Below are 24,497 nucleotides of genomic sequence, written 5' to 3' on the forward strand. Positions count from 1 at the left end.
TTCGTGATTAACCTTACAAATCCATGATCAGTAAAAAGAATACCGGCAATACCATTGTGGATATTGCCCGGGCGCTGGATATCTCCCCCTCTACGGTATCACGGGCGCTCAAGGATCACCCTTACATCAGCCAAGCTACAAAAGACCGGGTGAAAAAGCAGGCGGCCAAGATGGGCTACCGGCACAACGCCCTCGCCGCCGGTTTGCGCAACCGGAAATCCAATACCATCGGGCTCATCTGCCCCCGTATATCCATGTATTTCCAGTCGTCTATCGTAACGGCCATACAGCGAAAGGTCCAGGAGGCGGGCTACAGCCTGGTGATCTGCCAGACCAACGACTCCTACGAAATTGAAAAGCAGGTGGTCAATGCCCTGTATGCCTCGCGGGTGGAAGGGCTGATCGCTTCCTGCACCCTGCATACCGAAGATTTTTCCCATTTTGATATTTTCTCCAAAAGCGGCATACCCCTCGTGTTTTACGACCGTGTACCCCGCAGCTATCCCGCCCAGGTGATCCGGGGCGACGATTACCGGGGCGGGACGGAAGGGGCCGAGCACCTGATCAGCCGGGGCTGCAAACAGATCGTGTATATCAGCGGTCCGCTTACCTGTAACCTCTACCAGGACCGCTATGCCGGTTTCAAAGACGCCCTGCAGCGCCATAAGCTGCCCCTGCCGAAGAAGAACCTGTTTTTTCACGAGCTTACCCTCGAAAACGCCCGCCGGACCTGCGAGCGTATTTTCTCAAAAAAGCCCTGGCCCGACGCCATCTTTGCCACCAACGATACCACGGCCATCGTAGCCGAACAATATGCCCGGGAGGCCGGCCTGAAAATCCCCGGCGACATTAAGATCCTCGGATATTCCAACGACCCGCGCACCGAGATCATCGACCCGGCGCTCACGTCGGTGGAGCAGTTTCCTGCCGTCATGGGGGAAAAGGCCGCGGATGCCGTGGTGGAGCTGATCCGGAAAAAAACCCAGCTCAAAAAGACAATGCCGCCCATTATTACGCCGGTGGAGCTGGTGGTAAGAGCCAGCACCGGCGGACGGATGGCCGGCAGCTGATTTTGCGGGAACGATACCGGCCGGCCGGCTCCTCAAACCCCCGATGCTTTCCGGTAAATATGCAAACGTTTCCATAATTAAAAAGAAATTACTACTTTGATCCCCGCTTAACGATCAAAATATTTGTATGCAGGCCTTGGAACAGTTTTCATTAAAAGAAAAAGTAATTGTTATCCCCGGCGGCACCGGCGTGCTGGGCAGCGCCTTTGCCCGGGCCGTTGCCGCGGCAGGCGCACGCGTGGCCGTCATCGGCAGAAACCGCGATAAGGCCGCCGCCGTAGTGGCCGATATCCGGCAAAAAGGCGGGGAAGCCATGGACCTTATCGCCGACGTGCTGGAAGAAAAGCAGGTCCGCGAAGCGCGCGACCGCATCCTGGATCAGTGGGGCAGGGTGGACGGCCTGGTGAATGCCGCCGGGGGCAATACCCCCGGGGCGGTGGTACCGCCGGATAAAGACCTCTTCAGCGTCCGCACGGAGGCCATTCGGGAAGTAGTGGACCTGAACATATACGGTACCGTTATCCCCACCCAGTGCTTTGCCGAAGTAATGGCCCGTCAGCAAAAGGGCTCCATCATCAATATCTCCTCCCTGTCTGCCCAGCGTCCGCTTTCCCGGGTAATGGGATACAGCCTCGCCAAAACCGCCGTGGAAGGATATACGCAATGGATGGCCATCGAGCTGCCCAAGCGTTATGGCGACGGGCTGCGGGTGAACGCCCTGGCTCCCGGCGTCTTTCTTACCGAACAAAACCGGGGGCTGCTGCTCCGCCCGGACGGTTCCTACAGTGAGCGGGCGCAGCTGTTTGTGGACAATACCCCTTTCGGCCGGCTGGGCGACCCCGAAGAGCTGACCGGCACCGTCATCTGGCTGTTGAGCGATGCCTCGCGTTTTGTGAACGGCGCTGTAATCCTCGTGGACGGCGGCTTTAACGCTTTTTCCGGCGTTTAAAGAAGCGTTGCGGATAAAATTTCGCATCAACGGCATATTTTTGTCTGCCGGATATACTATTTATAGGCGGCGGGAGATAAACAGAAAAAAGAATAACGGAAACTATGCGATTAGAACAGACATGGCGCTGGTACGGCCCCCGGGACGGGGTGAGCCTACAGGATGTACGGCAGGCCGGAGCCACCGGCATTGTCAGCGCCCTGCACCATATCCCGCACGGCGCGGTATGGCCCCTGGAAGAAGTACAGCAACGCAAGAAAATCATCGAAGATGCCGGGCTGGTATGGAGCGTGGTGGAAAGCGTAACGGTGCACGAGGACATCAAAACCCGTACGGGCAACTGTGAGGCCCTGCTGGAAGATTACCGGCAGACCCTGCGCAACCTCGGGGCCGCCGGCATCCGCACCGTCTGCTATAACTTTATGCCGGTACTCGACTGGACCCGCACCCAGCTCGACTACGAGGTAGCGGATGGCTCCAAAGCGCTGCGGTTCGACTGGACCGACCTGGCGGTATTCGACGTGTACCTGCTGAAAAGAGCGGGCGCCGAAGCCGATTACGAGCCCGAGGTGCTGGAACGGGCCCGGCAACGGTTTGAGCAATACAGCGAATCGCAACGGGCGTTGCTGTCTGAAAACGTGCTGATGGGTATTCCGGGGGAATCGGGCACAGATCCCGGAGAGCTGCTGCGCCGGATCGAGACCTATAAGCATATCGGGGCCGACGGTCTGCGGGAAAACCTGGCTTATTTCCTGGAGTCCATCATGGATACCTGCGAAGAGCAGGGCATCCGCATGACCATACACCCGGACGATCCGCCCTTTGCCATCCTGGGCCTGCCCCGCGTGGTCAGCTCGGAAGAAGACCTTAGCTGGCTGCTGAAGCGGGTGGATCGTAAGCCGAACGGCATCTGCTATTGTACCGGCTCGCTTGGGGCCGGGAAGCACAACGACCTGGTGAGCATCCTGAAAACGGTGGGCGAACGGGTGTATTTTGTGCATCTCCGGAATGTAAAGAAAGAGCAGGATCGCAGCTTTTATGAAGCCGATCACCTGGACGGGGATAACGATATGTATACCATCATGAAGACACTGCTTGAATTTCAACAGCGGCGCAGCGAGCCGATCCCCTTCCGCCCGGATCATGGGCACCAGATGCTGGACGATCTGAAAAAGCAAACTTTCCCGGGATATTCCGCTATCGGACGGCTTCGCGGTCTTGCCGAACTGCGCGGCCTGGAATTGGGGATCTCGGGAACCCTCTGACCCCCTAAAGGGGGAAATGGAGGTGAAGGGTAAAAGGCGAAAGGTAAAAGGCGTTTTAAGCATGATGACTTAGAGATTTGATGATGTGTTGATTACCTCATCATCAAATCACCAAATTATCAAATCATCAAATCAAAAATCCGTCATGGGTTATATTTTTCACGAAGATTTTTTGCTGCAGAACAAGACGGCGCGCAAGTTGTACCACGACTATGCCGAGCAGATGCCGATCATCGATTATCATTGTCACCTGTCTCCGCAGACCATTGCCGATAACCCTCATTTCCTCAACCTCACGGACGCCTGGCTCCGGGGAGACCATTACAAGTGGCGCGCCCTGCGGGCTGCGGGCGTGGCGGAACGCTATATTACCGGGGATGCGAGCGACGAGGAAAAGTTCCGGAAATGGGCGGCCACGGTACCTTATACCCTCCGGAATCCGCTGTACCACTGGACGCACCTGGAGCTGAAAAACCCCTTTGGCGTCAGGGAGCTGCTGGATGAAAAAAGCGCCGACGCTGTCTATGCCCGCTGCAATGCGCTGCTGCAGCAACCGGAATATACCCCCCGCGGGCTGCTCCAGGGCTTTAAGGTAAGCGTAGTGGTCACTACGGACGATCCCTGCGACGACCTGTCCGCCCACCGGAAGATCGCAGCAGACGACTTCGCCGTAAAGGTATATCCCTGCTTTCGTCCCGATAAGGCGCTGCAGCTGAACGGGGGAGGAGGGTTCCGGTCCTGGATCGGACGTCTCGCCGCTGCTGCCGGTGTGGAGATAAAGGACCTGGCCACGCTGCTGGAGGCGCTGCAGAAAAGGGTGGATTATTTTCATGACCACGGCGGACGGCTTGCCGATCACGGTCTGAGCGCCATTCCCCTCTACGAGGATGAAAAGCACGGGGAGATGGAAAAAGCCTTCCGGCAGGTGCTGCAGGGCGATGATACCGGGGCCGCTGCGCAGGAGGAGACCTATGCCGGTTATGTACTGTATGAGCTGGGCAGGATGTATCATGCGAAAGGCTGGGCGCAGCAGTTTCATCTCGGCGCCCTGCGTAATACCAACAGCAGGGCCCTCCGGACGATCGGTCCGGATACCGGATTTGATTCTATCGGAGACTACACACAGGCGTACCCGTTATACCGTCTGTTTGACCGACTGGACAGCAGCGATCAGCTTTGCAAGACCATCCTGTATAACCTGAACCCGGCCTACAACGAGGTTTTTGCCACCATGGCGGGCAACTATAACGACGGGCGGATCAAGGGTAAGATGCAGTTTGGCTCCGGATGGTGGTACCTCGACCAGAAGGACGGCATGGAAAAACAGCTGAATGCGCTTTCCAATATGGGGCTGCTCAGCTGTTTTGTAGGCATGCTCACCGATTCCCGGAGCTTCCTGTCGTACCCGCGTCACGAATATTTCCGGCGTATCCTGTGTAACCTGCTGGGCAGCGATGTGGAGCAGGGTCTTGTGCCAGACGATACTGCCTGGCTGGGCGGCATGGTGCAGGACATCTGTTATCACAATGCAAGAAATTATTTTGGCTGGGAATAAGCCAGGTCATAAAACACGATTTTATCTAAGAAAAATTAAAACGAAAAATAATCATGTCGCAAAAAGTAGTAACGCTGGGAGAGGTCATGCTGCGGCTCTCCACGCCCGGATTTGAACGGTTTGTACAGGCAGACAGCTTTGATGTCACCTATGGCGGCGGCGAGGCCAATGTTGCGGTAGCGCTTTGTAATTACGGGCTCCAGGGTACATTTGTAACCAAGGTGCCTTCGAATGCGCTGGGTCAGGCGGCCATCAACCACCTGCGTCGTTATGGTGTGGATACGCAACACATTGCCCGGGGCGGAAAGCGGCTGGGCATTTACTTCCTGGAAACCGGCGCATCCATGCGGGCTTCCCAGGTGATATACGATCGTGCGGATGCTGCCGTTGCGGAAGCGGAAGCGGGCGAATTTGATTTTGACCGCATCCTGGACGGCGCCAGCTGGTTCCATACCACCGGCATCACCCCTGCACTGAGCGATAAGGCGGCGGAGCTTACCGAAGCGGCGCTGAAGGCCGCCCGCGCCAAAGGCGTTACCACCAGCATCGATCTGAACTTCAGGAAGAAGCTGTGGACCAAAGAAAAGGCACGGGAGGTGATGACCCGGCTTTGTGAATATGTGGACGTATGCATCGGCAACGAGGAAGATGCTGAGATGTCGCTGGGCTTTAAAAGCAAGGATACCGACGTCACCAAGGGACAGCTGAACCTCGACGGATATAAGGACGTGTTCCGGCAGATGAAGGAACGTTTCGGCTTTAAATACATTGCCTCGACGCTGCGCGAAAGCCACAGCGCATCCGACAACGGATGGAGCGCGCTGGCTTTTGACGGCAATGATTTTCACCATACCCGGCAATATGAGGTGCGTATCGTGGACCGCGTGGGCAGCGGGGACTCATTTGCCAGCGGATTCATCTACGGCCTGGTAACGGGCATGAAGATGCAGGATGCCGCCGAATTCGGCGTAGCCGCATCAGCGTTGAAACACACCATTCCGGGCGATCTGAACCACGCCACCCTAACAGAGGTGAGCGCCCTGATGAAAGGCGACGCCTCGGGGAGGGTACAGCGTTAAAATCATACAGCGTCAAAAAGAAAAAGATTTATGGATAAAAAAACAGCCATTTTTCAGCTGATACCGGAACAGGGCGTATTGCCCCTGTATTTTCATAAAGATCCGGAGGTGAGCATAGCCGTGCTGAAGGCCCTGCATGCAGCGGGCATACGGGCGGTGGAATATACCAACCGCGGCGAGGCCGCCCTGAAGAATTTTAAGGAAATGCGCCGTTTCTGCGACGCCGAGCTGAAGGATTTTTACCTGGGCATCGGCACGATCAAGAGCGAAGCGGCGGCCAGGACCTTTATCGATGCCGGCGCGGATTTTATCGTATGCCCCGGCCTGGTGGAAGGTGTGGTAAAAGCGGCCGATGAGGCGGATATGCTCTGGGTGCCGGGTTGCATGACTCCCTCCGAGATCATTGCCGCAGAAGAGCTCGGCGCGAAGATGATCAAGCTGTTCCCGGGGAACCTGCTGGGACCTTCCTTTGTCAGCGCCATCAAACCCCTTTTTCCCAACCTGCTGTTTATGCCGACGGGCGGGGTAGACGTGAGCGAGTCCAACCTCAGCGGCTGGTTTAAGGCTGGTGTATGTGCGGTAGGAATGGGCAGCAAGCTCATCAGCAAACCGCTGCTGGAGCAGGGCGCTTATGGAGAAATCACCGACCTGACCGTAAAAACATTACAAATTATTCAGTCCATCCAAAAAACATAAACATGCCGGAAGTAAAAGTTGGCCGCTATCGCTGGCGCATCCTGGCGATGCTGTTTGTGGCCACCACGATCAATTACGTGGACCGCAGCATTATCGGGGTGCTGGGCCCCACGCTGAAAGACCATGTATTCCACTGGACCAATACCGAGTACAGCAATATCAACGCCGCCTTTATGATCGCTTATGCGGTGGGGATGCTGTTTATGGGCGGCCTGGTGGACCGCTTGGGTACCAAGTTCGGATATGCAGTATCCATCGGTATCTGGAGTCTTTTCAGCCTGTCCCACGCCTTTGTGACCCGCGCTATGGGATGGGTAGGCTTTGCCGTGGCCCGTTTCGGGCTGGGCATCGGGGAATCCGGCAACTTTCCCTCCTGTATCAAGACCGTGGCGGAATGGTTCCCCAAAAAGGAGCGGGCCTTTGCCACCGGCATCTTCAATGCGGGCACCAACGTGGGCGCCATCCTGGCCCCGCTGGTCATTCCGCTGATCGTGGCCAACGACGGTACGCACTGGCAATATGCTTTTTGTATCACCTTTGTCTTCAGCGCCATCTGGCTCGCCATCTGGCTCAGCACCTACCAGAAGCCCGAGCGGCATAAGAGGGTCACCAAGGGAGAGCTGGATCATATCCTCAGCGATACCGCCGTGGAAAATGCGGAACGCCTTCCCTGGGCCAGCGTGCTCCCCAAAAAGGAGACCTGGGCCTTTGCCACCGCCAAGCTTTCGGATGCCGTATGGTGGTTTTATCTTTTCTGGGGCAGCTTCTTCCTGCATGCCCAGTTCGGGCTGGAGCTGAAAGGACTGGCCCTGCCGATGATCACCATCTATGTGATCTCCGATGCGGGCAGCATTGCCGGCGGATGGCTGTCCTCTTACTTTATCAAAAGAGGCTGGAGCATCAACCGCTCCCGGAAGACGACCATGCTGATCTGCGCCATCGTGATCCTGCCGGTGGTATTTGCCACCCAGACCAGCAACGAATGGATCGCCGTACTGCTGATCGGCCTGGCCGCGGGTGGTCATCAGGCCTGGTCGGCTACCATCTTCACCCTGGTATCCGACGTCTTTCCCAAGAAAGCCACCGGCTCGGTGGTGGGCATCGGCGGCATGATCGGCGCTCTCGCCAGCGCGGGGGCCAATCTCGGCCTGGGACGGGTGCTGGATAACACGGGGAAAGGCGGTTATTTTGTGGCCTTTCTCTGCGCGGGTATGCTGTACCTGGTGCTGCTGCTGGCCGTGCACCTGATCATGCCCAAGATGACGCCGCGGGACGAGAACCTGAAATATGTATCCTGAATGGCGGGTATCCGCTCTCCGGAAAAACAAAATAACCGACGTATGAAATTCCGCTTTCCGGGCATCATCGCCCTGCTGGCCTTTACGCTGCATGCCGGCGCAACGGTCAGGCTGCCCGCCGTGATCGGCGATAATATGGTGCTGCAGCAGCAGTCCAACGTTCCCCTCTGGGGAACGGCGCGTACAGGCGCCACCGTGAGCATCACCACTTCCTGGGACCATCACCGCTATACCGTTCGTGCGGATGCTGGGGGGAAATGGAAGACGGAGATAGCCACCCCCGCTGCCGGAGGACCTTATGAGATCGTCTTCAGCGACGGCGAGCCCCTCCGCGTCAGCAATGTGCTGATCGGCGAGGTATGGGTCTGCTCCGGGCAGTCCAATATGGAAATTTCGCTGAAGGGATATGCCAACCAGCCGGTGCTGAACGGCAACGATATCATCGCGCATGCCGGCAATCCGCAGCTGCGTCTCTTCCACCTGAAGCGTGCCGTTTCCCATACGCCGCTGGAGGATGCCGGCGGCAGCTGGGCCGTGTCTGCGCCCGAAGCGGCAGCAGGTTTCAGCGCCGTGGGCTTCCAGTTTGCCAAAATGCTGCAGGAAACGCTGCATGTGCCGGTAGGGATCATCGAAAGCAGCTGGGGCGGCACCCCCATAGAAGCGTGGATGAACCGGCAGAGCCTGCAGGGTTTTCCGCAGGTGAAGCTGCCGGCCGCCGGCGCAAAGCCCAGCGCCCATTCGCCCACCGATCTTTTTAACGCCATGATCAACCCCATTGCCGGCTACGGCATCAAAGGCTTTTTGTGGTACCAGGGTGAGGCCAACCGCTCCCGTTCCGGGACCTATGCGGGCCTGATGGCAGCCATGGTGCAGTCCTGGCGGCAGCTTTGGGGCGGAGGAACGCTGCCCTTCTATTTTGTGCAGATCGCGCCCTGGGCTTACCCGGACCACCAGGAGGGCGTGGCCCTGCTCCGGGAAGCGCAGTACAGGGCTTCGCAGGACATTCCCCATTCGGGCATGGTGGTGAGCATGGATGTGGGCAGCAAGACCACCATTCACCCGCCGGACAAGACCACCATTGCCAGACGGTTGCTCTACTGGGCGCTGGGAGACACCTACGGGCAAAAGGGGATCGCCTATAAAACGCCGGCTTACCGGGGCATAAAGACTGCGGGAGACTCCGCTGTCATCGTCTTCAGCGATATTCCCGGCGGGCTCACCACCTTTGGCAAGCCCCTGGACGGTTTCGAAGTGGCCGGGGCTGATAAGGAATTTCATCCCGCTACGGCCCGCGTTGTAAAGTCGACCGTAGTGGTCCGCAGCGACGCCGTACCCCATCCGGTAGCGGTGCGTTATGTCTTCAAGGCCTGGGCAGTAGGCACGCTGTTCAGCACGGACGGGCTTCCTGTGGCCCCTTTCCGGACAGATGATTGGTGAGGGGGGCAGGGGCCTCCGGCGCGGGGTAATCGGCCTGATATTTCTTCATCAGGTAACTGGTATAATCTTCCTTTAGATCATAATTTTCGGGAAGGGTTATTATACCGGAAAGGGATTGTACAAGTGGCGTTATTTTATTTGAAGGTTTGCTGTTCATTGTAGATATCATTGTTGTTTATTAATGCTATCAAATCGCTTTATCTGCACATTAGCTGGGGATTATGGTCAAGACGGTCAGAAGACGTTGCAAGGCAATCAAATGGCCCGGCAGATCTGCATAAACAAGATCATACATCTCTTCCCGGTAAATATGGCTTAGCTGGTTGCGATCTTCAATACCTTTATGCAAAGCAAGGAACAGGTCTTCATCGATTAGATTTTCCTGGAATAAAACTCGATAAGTTCCTTTGGGAGAGTTGCTGATTATGCCCAACTGAAGCTCAGCAAAAAGCTTGCTGGTTTTCCATGCCAGCTCCGTACTGTACTCGAATTTTTGGATTCTTCCATTTTTAATTAAGTCCGTACCAACTGAATCCAGTCCGGGAAAATTCCGGTCCAGACTTTGGGCAAAAGACCCCACAGCCTGTATCAGGCTTTCAAGAGTCCGTTTAAACTTTTCGGCGAGCTCCATAATTCGATATGTTGCAATGCTTCCCTTTTAAACTGTTCGTTTACCCGGCTGAAATCCACTATGTCTACGAAATAGGGGATAATGCTTTCTTCTATTGCGGCTTTGAGATCGGACTTTATTCGTATTGGAAGCGGTTTCCTTCCCCATATGCCGATGTCTATATCGGATGTTCCTTTGTTGTTTTTAGCTGCCCTGCTGCCAAACAAAAATACGATATACTCATCCTCAGGGATACGTTCCTTGATGATGGCTTTTAGCATTGCTGAATAATCGTACTTCATATCCTGCTTTTTACAAAAGTACGATATTAAGCCGTTGCACCGGTCCAGCTTTTTTCTCCCAAGGCCTTCTTTTGCCGGCAATAACTTGCTATCACCTGATAATAATCACTCCGCCACCACGAGATAGTAAGATTTCTTCCCTTTCTGCAGCAGCAGGTATTTGCCGTGGAGCAGCAGGGGGGAGGAAACGCTGAGCTGCAGGTCCTCCACCTTTTTGCGGTTGATGCTGACGCCGCCGTGCTGCAGCATGCGGCGGGCTTCGCCCTTGCTGGGGAAAACGCCCGTTTCGGCCAGGAAGGAAACGATGTCCACCCCGGCATCCAGCCTGGCCGCGGGGTAAGCAAACCGGACCACCCCTTCCATGTTTTCGAGGTCTTCCGCCGAGAGACTTTCCGCCGGCGCCTGCTGCCCGGAGAAAAGCTTTTCCGTGGTGGCGACAGCCTTCTGAAAGCCTTCCTCCCCGTGGACAAAGACGGTGATCTCCCGGGCCAGCGTCTTCTGCAGGAGACGCGCTGCGGCGTCTTTTTCATGCGCTGCGGTAAGCGTTTCGATCTCGGCCGGCGGCAGGAAGGTAAAGGTCCGTATCCATTGCCGGGCATCCTCGTCGCTGGTATTTAGCCAGAACTGGTAGAACTCGTAAGGCGAGGTTTTTTCCGGATCCAGCCAGATATTCCCTTTCTCGGTTTTGCCGAACTTGGTGCCATCGGCCTTTTTGACGAGGGGGCAGGTAAAGGCAAAGGCTGTTCCCCCGGCCTTGCGGCGGATGAGCTCGGTGCCGGTGGTGATGTTGCCCCACTGGTCGCTGCCGCCCATCTGCAGCTTGCAGTTGTGCTGCGTATACAGGTGATAGAAGTCATATCCCTGCATCAGCTGGTAAGCGAACTCCGTATAGCTGATACCGGTATCCCCTTCGATCCGTTTCTTCACGCTGTCTTTGGCCATCATGTAGTTGACCGTGATATGTTTACCGGTATCGCGGAGGAATTCGATAAAGGAGACGTCCCTGAACCAGTCGTAGTTGTTAAAAAGCCGGGCGGCGTTGGGGAGGGACGGGTCGAAGTCGAGAAACTTTTCCAGCTGCCGCCGGATGCCGGCCACGTTGTGCTGCAGCTCGTCCTCGCTGAGCAGCTTGCGCTCCTCGCTTTTCATGGAGGGGTCGCCGATCATGCCGGTGGCGCCGCCGACGAGGGGGCAAGGCGTATGTCCGGCCCGCTGCAGATGTACCAGCAGAAAGATGGGCACCAGGCTGCCGATATGGAGACTGTCGGCCGTGGGGTCAAAGCCCACATATCCGGCCGTAGGTTCTTTTTGCAGTTGCTCTTCCGTTCCGGGCATGATGTCCTGGATCATACCCCTCCAGCGCAGTTCTTCGATCAGATTCATGTGTTAAGGTTGAACCCCCTGACCCCCTAAAGGGGGGTAGAGGTGAAAGGTGAAAGGTTAAGGGTGAAAGGTTAAAGGCATTTTACGTTTAAAGTCCGTCTAAGGTTGTCTGCCCGCTACGGAACTTCAGACTTTAGACCTGTCCAGGTCCAGCGACCGCGTGACATATTTGCCGACCATATCGAACTCGAGGTTCACCCTGTCGCCGGCCTGCAGATGCTGCAGGTTGGTATGGGCGAAGGTATACGGGATGATGCTCACCGAAAATTCGGTACCGCTGAGGTCGTAGACGGTGAGGCTCACCCCGTTGAGACAGACGGACCCTTTTTCGATCAGCAGGCGGGCAAATCGTTCCGGGTAGCTGAAGCGGTATTCATAGCTGCCGTCCCGGTCCTCCCGGCCGAGGCAGGTGCCGGTGGTATCCACATGTCCCTGCACGAGGTGACCGTCCACCCGTTCCTGCAGCTTCATGGCCCTTTCCAGGTTGATAAAATCGCCTTCCCGTATCCCGCCCAGGTTGGATTTGAGCAGGGTTTCAGCTACGGCAACGGTGCTGTGGGTACGGCCGCTGACGGCGGTAATAGTGAGACAGACGCCGTTGTGCGACACGCTCTGATCCACCTGCAGTTCCGCCGATACCGGCGACTCCACCGTCAGGGTGAGGTTTCCCCCTTCCCGGGCGATATGCCGGACCTGTCCCTGCGCTTCGATGATTCCTGTGAACATTTTGAAAAATTTTCGGCAGGGCAAAGTTAGGGAAATGTATTTTTTCTTATCTTTGTAGGCCAAAAAAAGGATTGATACATGCTGATCATTGATTCCAAAGATTGCGAAAACATTGACAAAGCGCTGAAGAAGTACAAGAAAAAGTTTGAAAAAGCGAAAGTACTCCTGCAGCTCCGTGGACGCCAGTCTTATACCAAGCCCTCGGTAAAGCACCGCAATATGGTGCTCAAGGCCGTTTACCGCCAGCAGGTGGCCAGCGGCAAGATTGAGAAATAAGCTCCGCGACGGGCGGAGCCAAAACCTTTCTCTCTTGAAAACGGATTCGCCTTTTATCGCCTCCTTTCTTGCTTATCTTCAGTTTGAGAAACGCTATTCTCCTCATACGGTGACGGCTTATGCCGCCGACCTGTATACTTTTTTTACCTACCTAAAAACCATGGAGGCCGGAAATCAGCCCGGCGATATCAGCGCGGTCATGATCCGGTCATGGCTGGCTGCCCTGAAATCAGAAGGTCTTTCTTCCCGCTCGGTCAACCGCAAGATCGCCGCGCTGCGGTCTTTTTTCAAATACCAGCTCCGGCAGGGGGTAGTGGACGCCGATCCCATGACCCAGATCAGCGCCCCGAAAGCCGGAAAGCGCCTGCCGGTGTTCGTCGAACGGAAGGGGACAGACCGTCTTTTCCACCAGCTGGAATTTCCGGCCACTTTTACCGGAACCCTGCACCGGCTGCTGCTGGAAATTTTATACCATACCGGTATCCGGCTTTCCGAACTGACCGGTCTAAAAACGGGAAATGTAGATTTTTCGGGACATACCATCAAGGTGCTGGGGAAAGGCGGCAAGGAGCGGATCATCCCGGTCAGCGGGGAGCTGTGCGGGCATATCCGGACCTACCTGGAACAGAAGTCGGCCCTTCCGGAGGCAGATACGCAGTACCTGCTGGTGAATGAAAAAGGGAAGAAGCTGTATCCCAAGTATGTTTACCGCGTGGTCCGGGAGCAGCTGGGGTATGTGACCACCCTCGAAAAACGGAGTCCCCATGTGATGCGTCATACTTTTGCCACCCATCTCACCAACAACGGCGCGGACCTCAATGCCGTAAAGGAGCTGCTGGGGCACGCCAGCCTGGCGGCCACCCAGGTCTATACCCACAATACCATCGAGCAGCTACGCAAGGTCTACGAACAAGCCCACCCTAAGTCAGGTAAAAGGTAAACCCCCTAACCCCCTAAAGGGGGGATGAGGTGAAAGGTAAAAGGTAAAAGGTGAAAGGTGAAAGGTGAAAGGTGAAAGGCATTTTAAATGATTACAGCATTTTATTCAGGAAGCCGTGTTGCTGCAGCTCGCGCCAGCCGCCGTCTTTGCGGAAAGCGCGAAGGGCCTGAAGATGCCGTTCGTGATGGAGATCGGTAGCCAGGAAGTCCACCCATCCCTGCCGCACCAGCCACCAGGCTGTTTTTTCTACCGACTTGCCGTGAAAACCGGCCAGGGAGGTCAGGTTGACCTGCAGGAAGGCGCCGGCATTCTTGATCCTTTCCAGTTCCGAGGGATGTTTATGCCAGTAGCGGTAACGTTCGGGATGCGCCAGTACGGGCAGGTAACCTTTCATCTGGATGTCGAACAGCAGGCGGGGGGCGTCGAGCGGGGGGGCAATGGTGGAAAATTCGATCAGGACCTTCTGCTCGTCGTCGAGCGTCAGCAGGGCTTTTTGCCCCAGCAGCTTTTCAAAATACTCGTCGGCCATATATTCGGCTGCTGCCCGGAAAGGGATGCGGATATCTTCGCGCTCCAGGACCGCCTGCAGCCGCTCCATGGCCGCAGCGATGGTTTCCCGGGTATTGGGGTGCAGGTCGTGAATAACATGCGGGGTGGTGATCAGCTTGTTGAAGCCCAGGGCCATGAGTTCCCGGATCAGCAGAAGAGAAGCGTCCGGATCCGGGGCGCCGTCGTCGATACCGGGCAGCAGGTGGGAATGGAGGTCGGTGCCCAGGAAGGCATAATCCGCCGCCACTGGGCTATGGGCAATATTTTTTTTTGTCTTCCGGGATGAAAAAAACGGCATAATCAAGTATTCGTCACCCCCGGGCCGGGCCGGCGGTTAAAAAGACAGGTTAACATAAAACAAGCGTAACAGGTGCCGTACCTGTTCAGGCTACCACCGTTGCCGGTTGGCCGGCATTGGCCGCATCCAGCTCTTCGAATACGGAGTTGTTGCTTTTGTATTCGGGTACCAGCATCTTCATATGCTGTACCGTTTTCCAGCTTTTTCCTTCCTGGGCGAGGCGGATCAGCTCGCGGATCTGCTTTTTTACCATCAGGAAATCGTACTCCGCCACGCGGGCGATCATGATCTTATGATGATGGGTGGGGAGGACGTTTTCATCGTGCGCCAGCAGCTCTTCATAAAGCTTCTCCCCGGGGCGCAGACCGGTATAGACGATACGGATATCCCTTTCCGGCGTAAGCCCCGACAGCTGGATCATCTTTACGGCCAGGTCTGTAATCCTGACCGGCTCGCCCATGTCGAACACATATACTTCCCCGCCGTTGCCCATGGTGCCGGCCTCCAGCACCAGCTGGCAGGCCTCGGGTATGGTCATGAAGTAACGGGTAACCTCCGGATGAGTCACCGTGATGGGGCCGCCCTTTTCGATCAGCCTTTTAAAGTGGGGCACCACAGAGCCGTTGGACCCCAGCACGTTTCCAAAACGCGTGGTGATGAAGGCTGTCCGGCTGGTGGCGCCGGCCTCGGTATGGATAAAGTTGTTGAGCGCCTGGATATAGATCTCGGCGATACGTTTGGTAGCACCCATCACGTTGGTGGGGTTCACGGCTTTATCCGTGGATACCATCACAAACTTTTCCGCGCCGTATTCCAGCGCCCGTTCCGCTACGTTGATGGTGCCCATGATATTGTTCAGCACGGCCGTATCCGGCGTGAGCTCCATCATGGGGACGTGCTTGTAGGCGGCAGCATGAAAGACCACCTGGGGCCGGAAGGCATCAAACAGCTGTGCGATGCGGCGGTTGTCGCGGATGTCTCCGAGAAAGGAGCATATCTCGACATGCGGGGCCAGCTCTTTTATTTCGAGGGCAAGGTCGTGCAGGGGGCTTTCGGCCTGGTCGCACAGGATGACCTTAAGCGGTTTGAAATGAACGATCTGGCGGACCAGCTCGCTGCCGATGGAGCCGGCGGCGCCGGTGATGAGGATCGCTTTTCCGGTAAGCTGGGCGGAAATCGCCTTGCTGTCCAGCCGGATCACGTTGCGGTTCAGCAGGTCCTCGATGCGGATATCCTTGATCTGTTTGGCCTGGAGGCCACCCTGTATCCACTGCGCGATGGGCGGAATATGCTGGACCTTTACCTTGTTGGCCAGGCACCAGTCTACGATGGCATTTTTATGGGGGCTGTTCAGCAGCTCATCGGTGATGACCAGCTGGCGGAAGCCGTAGCGGCGCAGCAGCTTGTTCAACGTTTTTACCGAGGCCGGGTGGATGGGTACCCCTTCCAGCTGTTTTCCCCAGCTATGGGGATCGTCTTCAATGAAAGCCACCACCTTGGCCAGGGGAACCTGCTGCTCCTGATGGACCTGGCTTTGCAGCACATTCCGGGTGACGGTGCCGGCATAGCCTGCCCCGTAGATCACCACATGAGTACGGATGCTGCGTCCGTTGTTGAGCTGGTCAAAAGTTACCTTGACGAGCAAACGGTAGAAGAGCATCAGCACAAAAGCGCACAAGAAACCGATCAGGATTACGGAATAGGGGATGAAGGTGTCCCCTTCATTGTAGGACTTTCCTACGTTGATCAGGGAATATACCCCCGAGGAAGCCGCTGCGGCGATCAGTACGCGCCAGGCGTCCTGCATGCTGGTATGGCGGATGATGCCGGAATAGGTCCGCAGCGCGGTGAAAACGATGCCGTTTACGACCAGCACCGCGACAAGGATACCGGACCAGTCGAACCGGAAGATTTCGGGAAAGTTGAAATTGAACCGGAGCAGGAAACCGCAGCACAGGGCTGCGTACATGCAGGCAAGGTCGATCACGAAGATGATCCAGCGGGGGACCACCCTCAGTTGGTACAATGTTGGCAACATACTGGCTAATTAAATATTAGGGTTTCGATAATATATAATTAAGCCCGTCATATACATAGAATGATTGCTCTATGTATTTCGGGTGTCATTTACCGTCCAGATAAATGACGTCTCCCTCAAACAAGAATCATTCCAAACAAAATCAGAGGACGAAGATACAAAAATATATCGTTATTCACACATTGTTCACAAAAAGATGTGAATAAGACCTCCGGGCTGCAACATGATTCCAATTGCCGCCTTTCGGCAGACAAATATACGGCGAACCGCGCAGAAAAGCGGAAAAGGGAGATTAACTTACCGTAAAGGAATACCGATACCGTGATATTCAAATCCCTGTTGACGAAGCTGGGCGGGATTATAGATATTGCGGCCGTCGAGCACGAGCGGCCGCCGCATCAGGCTTTTTACCCGTTCCCAGTCCGGTAGCCGGAATTCGGGCCATTCGGTCAGCAGCAGCAGGGCGTCGGCCTGTTCCAGCGCCTCGTACTCATCCCGGGTATAGGTAACGGGGTGGGGGATATGTTTACATGCTTCTTCGACGGCCACGGGATCGTAGGCCCGTATGATTGCGCCTGCTTTTATCAGCGCGTCGATAAGCGACAGGGCAGGAGCTTCCCGTACATCATCTGTCTGAGGTTTGAAGGCGAGGCCCCATACTGCGATTTGTTTTCCCTGAAGATCTTTACCCAGCGCTGCCTGCAGCTTTTTGAACAAGAGCTGTTTCTGGTCGTTATTGATGGCCTCCACCGCCTCAAGGAGACGAAGTCTCTGCCCGTGCTCCCGCCCGGTATGGATCAGCGCCTTTACGTCTTTGGGAAAGCAGGAGCCGCCATAGCCGGCGCCGGCATAGAGGAATTTGCTGCCGATGCGGGGATCGGCGCCGATGCCGCTCCTGACCTGGTTGATATCCGCCCCCACCGCTTCGCAGAGGTTGGCGATATCGTTCATAAAGCTGATGCGGGTGGCCAGCATGGCATTGGCGGCATATTTGGTCATTTCCGCCGAAGCGATATCCATGTAGATGACCCGGTGGCGATTCAGCTGGAAAGGCTTGTAGAGCTGCTCCAGGACGCTCCGGGCCCGCTCGCTTTCGGTTCCGATCACAACGCGGTCAGGGCTCTGGAAATCCCTGACGGCGGCCCCTTCCTTGAGGAATTCGGGATTGGAGGCCACATCGAAAGGAATATGCTGTCCCCGCCGATTCATGGCAGCTTCCACGGCGGCTTTTACCTTCAGGGAAGTGCCCACGGGCACGGTGCTCTTGGTGGCGATCACGGCGTAATCCTGCAGCTTTTCTCCTATTTCATCCGCTACATTCAGGACGTGCTTCAGGTCGGCGCTGCCGTCCTCATCCGGGGGAGTACCGACGGCGATCAGGATGGCGTCGGCCCCGGCAATATGTTCATCGAGGCGGGTACTGAACTGCAGGCGGCCTTTTTCGGCGTTGCGATGAACGATCTCTTCCAGACCCGGCTCATAGATAGGCAGTATGCCTTGCTTCAGCCTGTCGATCTTTTCCTGATCTATGTCGATACAGGCGACATGGATACCCACATCGGCGAGGCAGGCTCCTGTCACCAGTCCCACGTATCCTGTCCCTACTACGATTGCTTTCATTTTTGACGGTTACTTTTTATCCGGCACAAAAATACACTTCTATTCAAACACGATCGTCTTGTTGCCGCTGATGAACACCTGGTCGCGGAAGACCAGCCTCATGGCCTTGTTCAGTACGTTCTTCTCCACTTCGCGACCGGCTTCCACCATCCGGGCGGCGGTGAAGGTATGATTTACAGCGATGGTTTGCTGGGTAATGATGGGACCTTCATCCAGTTCATGGGTTACGAAATGCGCCGTCGCCCCGATCAGCTTCACACCCCGCTCAAAGGCCTGCCGATAGGGGCGGGCACCTGCGAAGGCAGGCAGAAAGGAGTGGTGGATATTGAGAATACGCTGCGGGTACCGGGCGATGAATTCAGGGGAAAGGATGCGCATGAACTTGGCCAGGATGATGTAGTCAGGGCTATAATCCGACAACTTTTCCAGCAACGCTGCTTCGAACTGCTCCCGGGACCGGTCTTCATGCGGAACGTGGTGAAAGGGCCGGGAAAAACCCTCGGTGAAGGCGCGGAGATCATCGTGGTTACTGATGACGCATGCGACCTCTGCATCGAGGGTGCGAAAGAAATGACTGACCAGGATATCCCCCAGGCAATGGTATTCCCGGGTGGCCAGCACGGCGATCCTTTTGGGCTGGGGAGGATTGACCGTGACCGTGGTATCACCGGGCAGCTGGGCCAGCAACTCCTGCCGGAGCTGTTCATCGTCAGCTAAAACCCCGCTGCACTCGATACGGGCGAAAAAGCGGGCTGCCGCTTCGTCTACGAACTCCCGCATGGCAATAATATTGAGCTGATGCGCCGCCAATACCCGGGCGATCAGGGCTACCAATCCCGTCCGATCCGGGCACTGTACGAGGATGAGCGTAGAAATCATAGCATTAAATATCGGGCAAAAGTAACTATTTCCTATTTTTGATTTATAAACGGGTAATATTTTTACCCGAAGTTGGTCGCCTACGGGACTGACAACGGCGAAGCCATAATTCAAATGCAGGCGGACCAGTCACTACCCGGTAATTTGTATCCATGCTTGACACGCTTATTTCTTCACGTACCCGCCTGAAATTATTGCTGCGGTTGTTTTTGAATCCGGGAAGCACGGCTCATCTGCGCGGGCTGGCCGGTGAATTTGAGGAAAGCTCCAATGCCGTACGGATTGAGCTGAACCGTTTTACCGATGCCGGCATGCTGGTGTCTGAAAGCCAGGGTAACAAAAGAATCTATAAGGCCAATATACAGCATCCTTTTTATAAGGATATCCACCGGCTGTTGCTGAAATATGTGGGGATAGATCATATTATTGAGGAGGTCATCGGGCGTCTGGGGGATGTATTACGGGTATATCTCACGGGAGACTATGCTGCCGGCAGGGACAGCGGTATCATTGATCTTATATTGGTCGGGAGGGTGGACAGACATTATCTGAGCAGTCTCGTGGACAAAGCGGAACCGCTTATTCAACGAAAGGTACGCTTTTTGACTTATGAAGAGCAGGAATGGAGCACGAAGTATCCGGTAAATCCGGGCAGGGATCATTTCCTGCTGCTATGGGAAAAAGAGGAGTAAAGCATTATAAATCAATCCATATGTCCTGGTACGTCTTATATACCAAGTCGCGCAACGAGAAGAAAGTAGCAGAGCTGCTTACCCGTAAGGGCATAGAAGTATACTGTCCTTTACAGGAAGAGGTCCGGCAGTGGAGCGACCGGAAGAAAAAGGTAAAGCTGCCGGTTTTTCGCTCCTATGTCTTTGTACGGCTGGATCATTACAAGGAGGAGAGCGTCCCGGTACTGATGACCCCGGGTGCGGTACGATTCCTATGGTGGTTAGGCAAGCCCGGTGTGGTGCGGGATACCGAAATACAGGCTATCCGGCATTTCCTGATGGAGCATACCGGAAGCGAGATCACCGTAGAGCTTCATCAGGGGGAAAAGGTGAGTATTACCACGGGCCCCTTCCGGGAACAGGAGGGAACGCTGGTAGCTATACAGGGCAGCAAGGCCATCCTGTATATCGATTCCCTGGGGATCAGACTAAAAGCTGAGCTTCCGGTAGCCGTATTACAGCCTAAAAAATGAGACGGCTATCTGATCAGCACCCGGTCTCTCAGCAAGGCCGGGGAAAATAAAAATGAGGATGTGGTATTCAATAGAGGGAAAACAACCTTTGGCGTTTCTGCCGGAGAAAGGGTATCTGCATTTAATGGAGGGTACGCCGCCACATACCGGAGATCACTCTGCGGAGCCGCTCCCTTATCTGCAATGGATACCGGCGCTTCCCGAGGATACTGCAGGGAGATATGTTGCCATCCGGCCAGCAGGCCCACCACGCAGGGCAGGATATGCAACCCCCATTTGAATATCTTTTCCTTCATAAAACAGGTTAATGCCAAAGATGTAACAGGCAGCGCCTGTTTTCTGATAGACAATTTTCCAGGCCTGCCTGTTGCACGGCGATAAAAATATTTTATCAACGGCTTCCGGAGAGAGTATAATATATGTTAAAATTTATATCTGATTAGCTAACTTCCTTTTCGATAGAGTGGGAAAAGCGATTTTTTCGGGAATAAAATCGGCTATACACCCCAAAAAGAGGGATAGTACGGGCGGAAATCCATGCAGGAACAAAAATGATGACCGGGTGTTGGAAAAGTTAATAATACCTTAACTTCGCTCCCTATATACCTATTTTTGTTATGAACCTAAATGTACCCCTGTTACAGTATCTGCTCATTGTCGGTCTGGCTTATACGGTTGTAACGCTGTCCACTCCTGTGGTCATTTTTGTCTCCTTCAGAAAAAGGCTTTTTGACGAGCCCGACGAATTCAGAAAGCTCCATACTGCACGGACTCCGAACCTGGGCGGTGTGGCCATGTTCTGCGCCTGGGCTTTCTGCATGGAGCTGTTCGATACGGGCCGGCAATGGGCCTCTTGGAACTATGTATTTGCCTCGGGACTGATCCTGTTCGCCACGGGTCTGAAAGACGACCTGATAGGCATGGTGCCGCTGAAGAAGTTCGGGGCCCAGCTGGCCGCCGCTTTTATCATCGTGTATTATACTAATGTCCGTCTGACGGACCTTCACGGGCTGTTCGGTATACACGCGCTGCCTTACGGGGTAAGCATGGTGCTGAGCATGACCGGGATCATCTTTCTGACCAATGCTTATAACCTCATAGATGGTATCGACGGGTTGGCCGGGGGACTGGCCCTGCTGGCCTTCTGTTTTTTCGGGGCTTATTTTGCTTCAAGAGACAAGACCGGAGCGGCATATATGTCTTTTGCCATGGTGGGTGCAGTACTCGGCTTTCTTAGGTATAATATATCTCCCTCAAAGATATTTATGGGCGATACAGGATCTCTGCTGATCGGGTTTTTGGTGGCGGTGCTGGCGATCCGCTTTGCGGAGAACGGCAAACTGCAGATGCCGGACGTCCCGGGGATGACCAATAACCTGGTACTGATGGTCTCCATTATCATCCTGCCTGTTTTCGATACGTTGCGGGTATTTATCAACCGTATTGCCCACGGCCGGTCTCCCTTTAAAGCAGACCGGCAGCATATCCACCACCTGCTGCTGGACCTGGGGCTCAGCCATACCCGGGCCAGCATGACCCTTCTGGCCATCAATGTGCTGTTTATTGCCATTGCTTTTATTATGACCGGACAGAACCCTACCTGGGGCATACTTGTCCTTTTCCTGATGGCTGGTCTGACCGTGTTGGGACTGAAATACCTGCTGAGTTATAAGCACAGAAAGGAACGGGAAAAAATGGCGGCGCTCTTTTATAAGGACAATAATACGGCGCAGGACCTGACTGGGCCGTTTGCCCTATCTGAAGCGCTTTCTGTCAAGGTTGGCCCGCAGGAGAATCTTTGATAAAATAAACATGCAAAAATCATATCTGCCTCGCTTCGCTATTATTTTTATCCTGATCTGCGGAGGTATTTTCCGAACTATTTCTTCGACTGCGCAAACCCTCAATGCACAGGCCAATCTGAGTGCCCTGCACGTAGACGACCTGAGCGACGACCAGATCAGGGAGTATCTGCAGCAGATGAAAGAAAAGGGATATTCGGCCGAACAGGCGGAGAGAATGGCGGCAGCCCGCGGCATGTCTTCTGATGAGCTGGCCAAGCTAAAGGCGCGGATAGGCAGGATACAGCACGGGTTGTCTTCCCGGCCTTTCCCCGAGCGCACGCGAGTAGGGGTCGACAGCTTGGGCGGCAATTATATCCCTTCCGTGGATACGACCGCTGATTCCGTCCCACAGGGGCCGCTGACCAACCCTAAGATATTCGGCGCAAAACTCTTTAATAACCCCAACATGACTTTTGTGCCGAACCTCCGTATACCCACGCCGCAGCATTACCGGATTGGTCCGGATGATGAAATGGTTATCGATATCTATGGATATTCCGAAGCCAGTTACCAGCTTACGGTCGGTAATGAAGGGAGCATCAATATCCCTTATGTAGGCATAATCTATGTAAACGGCCTGACGATGGAAGAAGCGACCGAAAGGATCCGCTCCCGGCTCGCTACAATATACAGCGGCATTCGCAACGGAAATACCAAGCTGAAGGTCAGTCTGGGCCAGATCCGCAGCATACAGGTGACGCTGACCGGAGAGATCAACCGTCCGGGTACCTATACGCTGCCCTCCCTCGCTACCGTATTCAATGCGCTGTACGCCTCCGGAGGACCGGCCAACAACGGCTCCTTCCGTACTATTGAAGTGATCCGGGACAACAAGGTGCTGGAAAAGCTGGATGTGTATGATTTCCTCATGAAGGGAGATCAAAGCAAGAACGTCCGGTTGCAGGACCAGGATGTGATCCGCGTGCCGGTATACCAGAAGCAGGTTTCCATAGAAGGGCAGGTAAAACGGCCGGGCATCTATGAACTCCTTTCGGGCGAATCCCTGAGTGACCTGCTAACCTATGCCGGTGGATTTACCGACACGGCCTACCGGGCCCGTATCCGGGCGATACGGTACACCGACCGGGAGCGGAAGGTGCTGGATATCGCCGAACAGGATTTTGCTACAGCGATACCCCGGAGCGGGGATCAGTATACGGTAGACACGCTCCTGGCTCGTTATGCTAACCGCGTCATGATCCGTGGCGCCGTTTATCGCCCGGGATTTTATGCCCTGAAGGAAGGACTGACCGTCGGGCAGCTGATCCGGAATGCCGCCGGTCTCCGGGAAGACGCCTTTCTGCCCCGGGGCTATATTACCCGGCTCAACCCGGACCTGTCGACCTCGGTGGTGGAGTTTGACGTAGCAAAGGTGTTAAAGGGAGAGGCGCCGGATATTCCTTTAAAGCGGGAAGATCAGATAAACGTATCCTCTATCTTTGACCTTCGGGATGCTTACAACGTGCAGATCACGGGAGAGGTGCGCAGCCCCGGTACCTTCGTCTATGCCGACAGCATGAGTCTGAAGGAGCTGATTCAGCAGGCGGGCGGTTTTACGGAGGCGGCCACACCTTATCATATCGAGGTATCCCGGCGGATCACCGACTCGCTGGATCCGCACAGCACAACAGCTCCGCTCGCCAAAGTGTTCCAGCTCAACACGACAAAAGACCTGGAAATAAGCGCCGACCGGTTTACCCTGCATCCCTATGATATCGTGATGGTAAGGAAGATACCGGGATACGAGGAACAAAAGCAGGTCAAGATCGAAGGGGAGGTGCTTTATCCCGGTACCTATACGTTGGAACGCAAAAACGAACGGATATCTGACCTCATCAAACGGGCGGGTGGCTTTACTGCGCTGGCGTATGTCCCCGGCGCATCCCTCAAACGGGTCGCCGATACCTCCGCCATGGGGATCAGCGAACAGGAAAAGCTGAACCGTTTCGGTCAATATCAGCAATCCCTGGCCAATCCGGGAGCAACGGACAGCAGCGCCTTGATGGAAAACCTCCGGCAGCAGATATATTACAACGATTATGTGGGCATCAGCCTGGATAAGATCATGGAACATCCCGGCGAGCGGAACGACTTGATCCTGCAGGAAGGGGATGCGCTAAAAATCCCCCGACAGCTGCAGACGGTGAAGGTGACCGGGGAGGTGATGTACCCGGTTACCGCGGCTTATCGTCCCGGCCGTCATGCCCGGTACTATATTTCCCAGGGCGGCGGCTTTTCGGAGAATGCCAAAAAGGGAAGAGTGTACGTGGTCTACGCCAACGGATTTGTAAGAAGTACCCGCCATATCCTTTTCTTCCGGAATTATCCGCGGCTGGAACCGGGCGCAGAGATATTCGTACCGCAAAAGCCGGAGCGGAAGAACCGGATGACACCGCAGGAAATCATTGGTATTACCAGCGGAGCCGCCTCGCTGACCGCCATTATTATCACTATTGCCAACCTGTTGAAATAGCCTTAG

The 24,497-nt window shown here is 55.1% G+C and carries 23 protein-coding genes; 14 read left to right on the forward strand and 9 right to left on the reverse strand.

Annotated elements, in window-relative coordinates; translation table 11 throughout:
* Window positions 1-23: 23 nt before the first annotated feature.
* The 8 genes from ABD851_RS10285 to ABD851_RS10320 all read left to right on the forward strand — a co-directional run bounded on the left by ABD851_RS10285 (window position 24) and on the right by ABD851_RS10320 (window position 9,349).
* Window positions 24-1,070: a LacI family DNA-binding transcriptional regulator gene (locus ABD851_RS10285; protein ID WP_344978859.1), complete on the forward strand. Its 1,047-nt coding sequence runs from the start codon at window positions 24-26 to the stop codon at window positions 1,068-1,070.
* A 127-nt stretch (window positions 1,071-1,197) separates the two neighbouring features.
* Window positions 1,198-2,019 (forward strand): SDR family oxidoreductase, encoded by an 822-nt coding sequence (locus ABD851_RS10290; protein WP_344978861.1) that lies wholly within the window; start codon window positions 1,198-1,200, stop codon window positions 2,017-2,019.
* A 104-nt stretch (window positions 2,020-2,123) separates the two neighbouring features.
* On the forward strand, window positions 2,124-3,284 hold the full coding sequence (uxuA, locus tag ABD851_RS10295; protein ID WP_344978862.1) for a mannonate dehydratase: 1,161 nt from the start codon (window positions 2,124-2,126) through the stop codon (window positions 3,282-3,284).
* A gap of 145 nt (window positions 3,285-3,429) precedes the next feature.
* Complete coding sequence (gene uxaC, locus ABD851_RS10300; protein WP_344978864.1) at window positions 3,430-4,839, forward strand: glucuronate isomerase; 1,410 nt, start codon at window positions 3,430-3,432, stop codon at window positions 4,837-4,839.
* Window positions 4,840-4,892: 53 nt separating this feature from the next.
* Window positions 4,893-5,918, forward strand: a complete 1,026-nt coding sequence (locus ABD851_RS10305) for a PfkB family carbohydrate kinase (protein WP_344978866.1) — start codon at window positions 4,893-4,895, stop codon at window positions 5,916-5,918.
* Between the two features lie 30 nt (window positions 5,919-5,948).
* Entirely contained in the window at window positions 5,949-6,614 is a 666-nt protein-coding gene (locus ABD851_RS10310; protein ID WP_344978868.1) for a bifunctional 4-hydroxy-2-oxoglutarate aldolase/2-dehydro-3-deoxy-phosphogluconate aldolase, read from the forward strand.
* Window positions 6,615-6,616: 2 nt separating this feature from the next.
* Entirely contained in the window at window positions 6,617-7,912 is a 1,296-nt protein-coding gene (locus ABD851_RS10315; protein WP_344978870.1) for an MFS transporter, read from the forward strand.
* Between the two features lie 42 nt (window positions 7,913-7,954).
* On the forward strand, window positions 7,955-9,349 hold the full coding sequence (locus ABD851_RS10320) for a sialate O-acetylesterase (RefSeq protein ID WP_344978872.1): 1,395 nt from the start codon (window positions 7,955-7,957) through the stop codon (window positions 9,347-9,349).
* 208 nt (window positions 9,350-9,557) lie between these two features.
* Here the strand turns inward: ABD851_RS10320 and ABD851_RS10325 are convergent, their stop codons facing one another.
* From ABD851_RS10325 to ABD851_RS10340, 4 genes are all read right to left on the reverse strand, one after another.
* Window positions 9,558-9,980, reverse strand: a complete 423-nt coding sequence (locus ABD851_RS10325) for a nucleotidyltransferase substrate binding protein (protein ID WP_344978874.1) — start codon at window positions 9,978-9,980, stop codon at window positions 9,558-9,560.
* Complete coding sequence (locus tag ABD851_RS10330) at window positions 9,938-10,261, reverse strand: nucleotidyltransferase family protein (RefSeq protein ID WP_344978876.1); 324 nt, start codon at window positions 10,259-10,261, stop codon at window positions 9,938-9,940. The genes ABD851_RS10325 and ABD851_RS10330 overlap by 43 nt, the downstream gene beginning before the upstream one ends.
* Before the next feature lie 105 nt (window positions 10,262-10,366).
* Window positions 10,367-11,644: a tyrosine--tRNA ligase gene (gene tyrS, locus ABD851_RS10335; RefSeq protein ID WP_344978878.1), complete on the reverse strand. Its 1,278-nt coding sequence runs from the start codon at window positions 11,642-11,644 to the stop codon at window positions 10,367-10,369.
* Between the two features lie 126 nt (window positions 11,645-11,770).
* Window positions 11,771-12,370 (reverse strand): riboflavin synthase, encoded by a 600-nt coding sequence (locus ABD851_RS10340; RefSeq protein WP_344978880.1) that lies wholly within the window; start codon window positions 12,368-12,370, stop codon window positions 11,771-11,773.
* Between the two features lie 78 nt (window positions 12,371-12,448).
* On the opposite strand from ABD851_RS10340, the gene rpsU reads away from it, so the two are divergent.
* Together rpsU and ABD851_RS10350 are read left to right on the forward strand one after the other, a co-directional pair.
* A complete protein-coding gene (gene rpsU, locus ABD851_RS10345) occupies window positions 12,449-12,646 on the forward strand; it encodes a 30S ribosomal protein S21 (protein ID WP_344978882.1) in 198 nt (65 codons plus the stop codon).
* Window positions 12,647-12,680: 34 nt separating this feature from the next.
* Window positions 12,681-13,586, forward strand: coding sequence for a tyrosine-type recombinase/integrase (locus tag ABD851_RS10350; RefSeq protein WP_344978884.1), 906 nt, complete (start codon window positions 12,681-12,683; stop codon window positions 13,584-13,586).
* 91 nt (window positions 13,587-13,677) lie between these two features.
* On the opposite strand, the gene ABD851_RS10355 is transcribed toward ABD851_RS10350, so the two are convergent.
* The 4 genes from ABD851_RS10355 to purU form a co-directional block, all read right to left on the reverse strand.
* On the reverse strand, window positions 13,678-14,433 hold the full coding sequence (locus ABD851_RS10355; protein WP_344978886.1) for a tyrosine-protein phosphatase: 756 nt from the start codon (window positions 14,431-14,433) through the stop codon (window positions 13,678-13,680).
* An 85-nt stretch (window positions 14,434-14,518) separates the two neighbouring features.
* Window positions 14,519-16,471 carry a polysaccharide biosynthesis protein gene (locus ABD851_RS10360; RefSeq protein ID WP_344978888.1) on the reverse strand — a complete coding sequence of 651 codons (1,953 nt, stop codon included), beginning with the start codon at window positions 16,469-16,471 and terminating at the stop codon, window positions 14,519-14,521.
* A 297-nt stretch (window positions 16,472-16,768) separates the two neighbouring features.
* Entirely contained in the window at window positions 16,769-18,091 is a 1,323-nt protein-coding gene (locus ABD851_RS10365; RefSeq protein ID WP_344978890.1) for a UDP-glucose dehydrogenase family protein, read from the reverse strand.
* A 39-nt stretch (window positions 18,092-18,130) separates the two neighbouring features.
* A complete protein-coding gene (gene purU / locus ABD851_RS10370) occupies window positions 18,131-18,970 on the reverse strand; it encodes a formyltetrahydrofolate deformylase (RefSeq protein ID WP_344978892.1) in 840 nt (279 codons plus the stop codon).
* Window positions 18,971-19,122: 152 nt separating this feature from the next.
* Between purU and ABD851_RS10375 the strand changes: the two genes are divergently transcribed.
* Together ABD851_RS10375 and ABD851_RS10380 are read left to right on the forward strand one after the other, a co-directional pair.
* On the forward strand, window positions 19,123-19,662 hold the full coding sequence (locus tag ABD851_RS10375; protein ID WP_344978894.1) for a hypothetical protein: 540 nt from the start codon (window positions 19,123-19,125) through the stop codon (window positions 19,660-19,662).
* Window positions 19,663-19,682: 20 nt separating this feature from the next.
* Complete coding sequence (locus tag ABD851_RS10380; RefSeq protein WP_344978896.1) at window positions 19,683-20,174, forward strand: UpxY family transcription antiterminator; 492 nt, start codon at window positions 19,683-19,685, stop codon at window positions 20,172-20,174.
* 5 nt (window positions 20,175-20,179) lie between these two features.
* Here ABD851_RS10380 and ABD851_RS10385 read toward each other — a convergent pair whose 3' ends face one another.
* On the reverse strand, window positions 20,180-20,470 hold the full coding sequence (locus ABD851_RS10385; protein WP_344978898.1) for a hypothetical protein: 291 nt from the start codon (window positions 20,468-20,470) through the stop codon (window positions 20,180-20,182).
* A 321-nt stretch (window positions 20,471-20,791) separates the two neighbouring features.
* Here ABD851_RS10385 and ABD851_RS10390 point away from each other — a divergent pair, with 321 nt between their 5' ends.
* Together ABD851_RS10390 and ABD851_RS10395 are read left to right on the forward strand one after the other, a co-directional pair.
* Entirely contained in the window at window positions 20,792-21,976 is a 1,185-nt protein-coding gene (locus tag ABD851_RS10390; protein WP_344978900.1) for an MraY family glycosyltransferase, read from the forward strand.
* A 10-nt stretch (window positions 21,977-21,986) separates the two neighbouring features.
* Window positions 21,987-24,491 carry an SLBB domain-containing protein gene (locus tag ABD851_RS10395; protein ID WP_344978902.1) on the forward strand — a complete coding sequence of 835 codons (2,505 nt, stop codon included), beginning with the start codon at window positions 21,987-21,989 and terminating at the stop codon, window positions 24,489-24,491.
* Window positions 24,492-24,497 lie beyond the last annotated feature (6 nt).

The organism is Compostibacter hankyongensis, from assembly GCF_039541075.1.
In the GTDB taxonomy this organism is placed as follows: domain Bacteria; phylum Bacteroidota; class Bacteroidia; order Chitinophagales; family Chitinophagaceae; genus Compostibacter; species Compostibacter hankyongensis.

Excerpts from the sequence above, each read along its gene's own strand:
- ABD851_RS10365 (WP_344978890.1), bottom strand. The coding sequence starts at position 18,091 with ATGAAAGCAATCGTAGTAGGGACAGGATACGTGGGACTGGTGACAGGA.
- ABD851_RS10355 (WP_344978886.1), bottom strand. The coding sequence starts at position 14,433 with ATGCCGTTTTTTTCATCCCGGAAGACAAAAAAAAATATTGCCCATAGC.
- ABD851_RS10390 (WP_344978900.1), top strand. The coding sequence starts at position 20,792 with ATGAACCTAAATGTACCCCTGTTACAGTATCTGCTCATTGTCGGTCTG.
- ABD851_RS10310 (WP_344978868.1), top strand. The coding sequence starts at position 5,949 with ATGGATAAAAAAACAGCCATTTTTCAGCTGATACCGGAACAGGGCGTA.
- rpsU (WP_344978882.1), top strand. The coding sequence starts at position 12,449 with ATGCTGATCATTGATTCCAAAGATTGCGAAAACATTGACAAAGCGCTG.
- ABD851_RS10330 (WP_344978876.1), bottom strand. The coding sequence starts at position 10,261 with ATGAAGTACGATTATTCAGCAATGCTAAAAGCCATCATCAAGGAACGT.
- ABD851_RS10320 (WP_344978872.1), top strand. The coding sequence starts at position 7,955 with ATGAAATTCCGCTTTCCGGGCATCATCGCCCTGCTGGCCTTTACGCTG.
- ABD851_RS10395 (WP_344978902.1), top strand. The coding sequence starts at position 21,987 with ATGCAAAAATCATATCTGCCTCGCTTCGCTATTATTTTTATCCTGATC.
- uxuA (WP_344978862.1), top strand. The coding sequence starts at position 2,124 with ATGCGATTAGAACAGACATGGCGCTGGTACGGCCCCCGGGACGGGGTG.
- purU (WP_344978892.1), bottom strand. The coding sequence starts at position 18,970 with ATGATTTCTACGCTCATCCTCGTACAGTGCCCGGATCGGACGGGATTG.
- uxaC (WP_344978864.1), top strand. The coding sequence starts at position 3,430 with ATGGGTTATATTTTTCACGAAGATTTTTTGCTGCAGAACAAGACGGCG.
- ABD851_RS10315 (WP_344978870.1), top strand. The coding sequence starts at position 6,617 with ATGCCGGAAGTAAAAGTTGGCCGCTATCGCTGGCGCATCCTGGCGATG.
- ABD851_RS10290 (WP_344978861.1), top strand. The coding sequence starts at position 1,198 with ATGCAGGCCTTGGAACAGTTTTCATTAAAAGAAAAAGTAATTGTTATC.
- ABD851_RS10285 (WP_344978859.1), top strand. The coding sequence starts at position 24 with ATGATCAGTAAAAAGAATACCGGCAATACCATTGTGGATATTGCCCGG.
- tyrS (WP_344978878.1), bottom strand. The coding sequence starts at position 11,644 with ATGAATCTGATCGAAGAACTGCGCTGGAGGGGTATGATCCAGGACATC.
- ABD851_RS10375 (WP_344978894.1), top strand. The coding sequence starts at position 19,123 with ATGCTTGACACGCTTATTTCTTCACGTACCCGCCTGAAATTATTGCTG.
- ABD851_RS10305 (WP_344978866.1), top strand. The coding sequence starts at position 4,893 with ATGTCGCAAAAAGTAGTAACGCTGGGAGAGGTCATGCTGCGGCTCTCC.
- ABD851_RS10380 (WP_344978896.1), top strand. The coding sequence starts at position 19,683 with ATGTCCTGGTACGTCTTATATACCAAGTCGCGCAACGAGAAGAAAGTA.
- ABD851_RS10325 (WP_344978874.1), bottom strand. The coding sequence starts at position 9,980 with ATGGAGCTCGCCGAAAAGTTTAAACGGACTCTTGAAAGCCTGATACAG.
- ABD851_RS10385 (WP_344978898.1), bottom strand. The coding sequence starts at position 20,470 with ATGAAGGAAAAGATATTCAAATGGGGGTTGCATATCCTGCCCTGCGTG.
- ABD851_RS10360 (WP_344978888.1), bottom strand. The coding sequence starts at position 16,471 with ATGTTGCCAACATTGTACCAACTGAGGGTGGTCCCCCGCTGGATCATC.
- ABD851_RS10340 (WP_344978880.1), bottom strand. The coding sequence starts at position 12,370 with ATGTTCACAGGAATCATCGAAGCGCAGGGACAGGTCCGGCATATCGCC.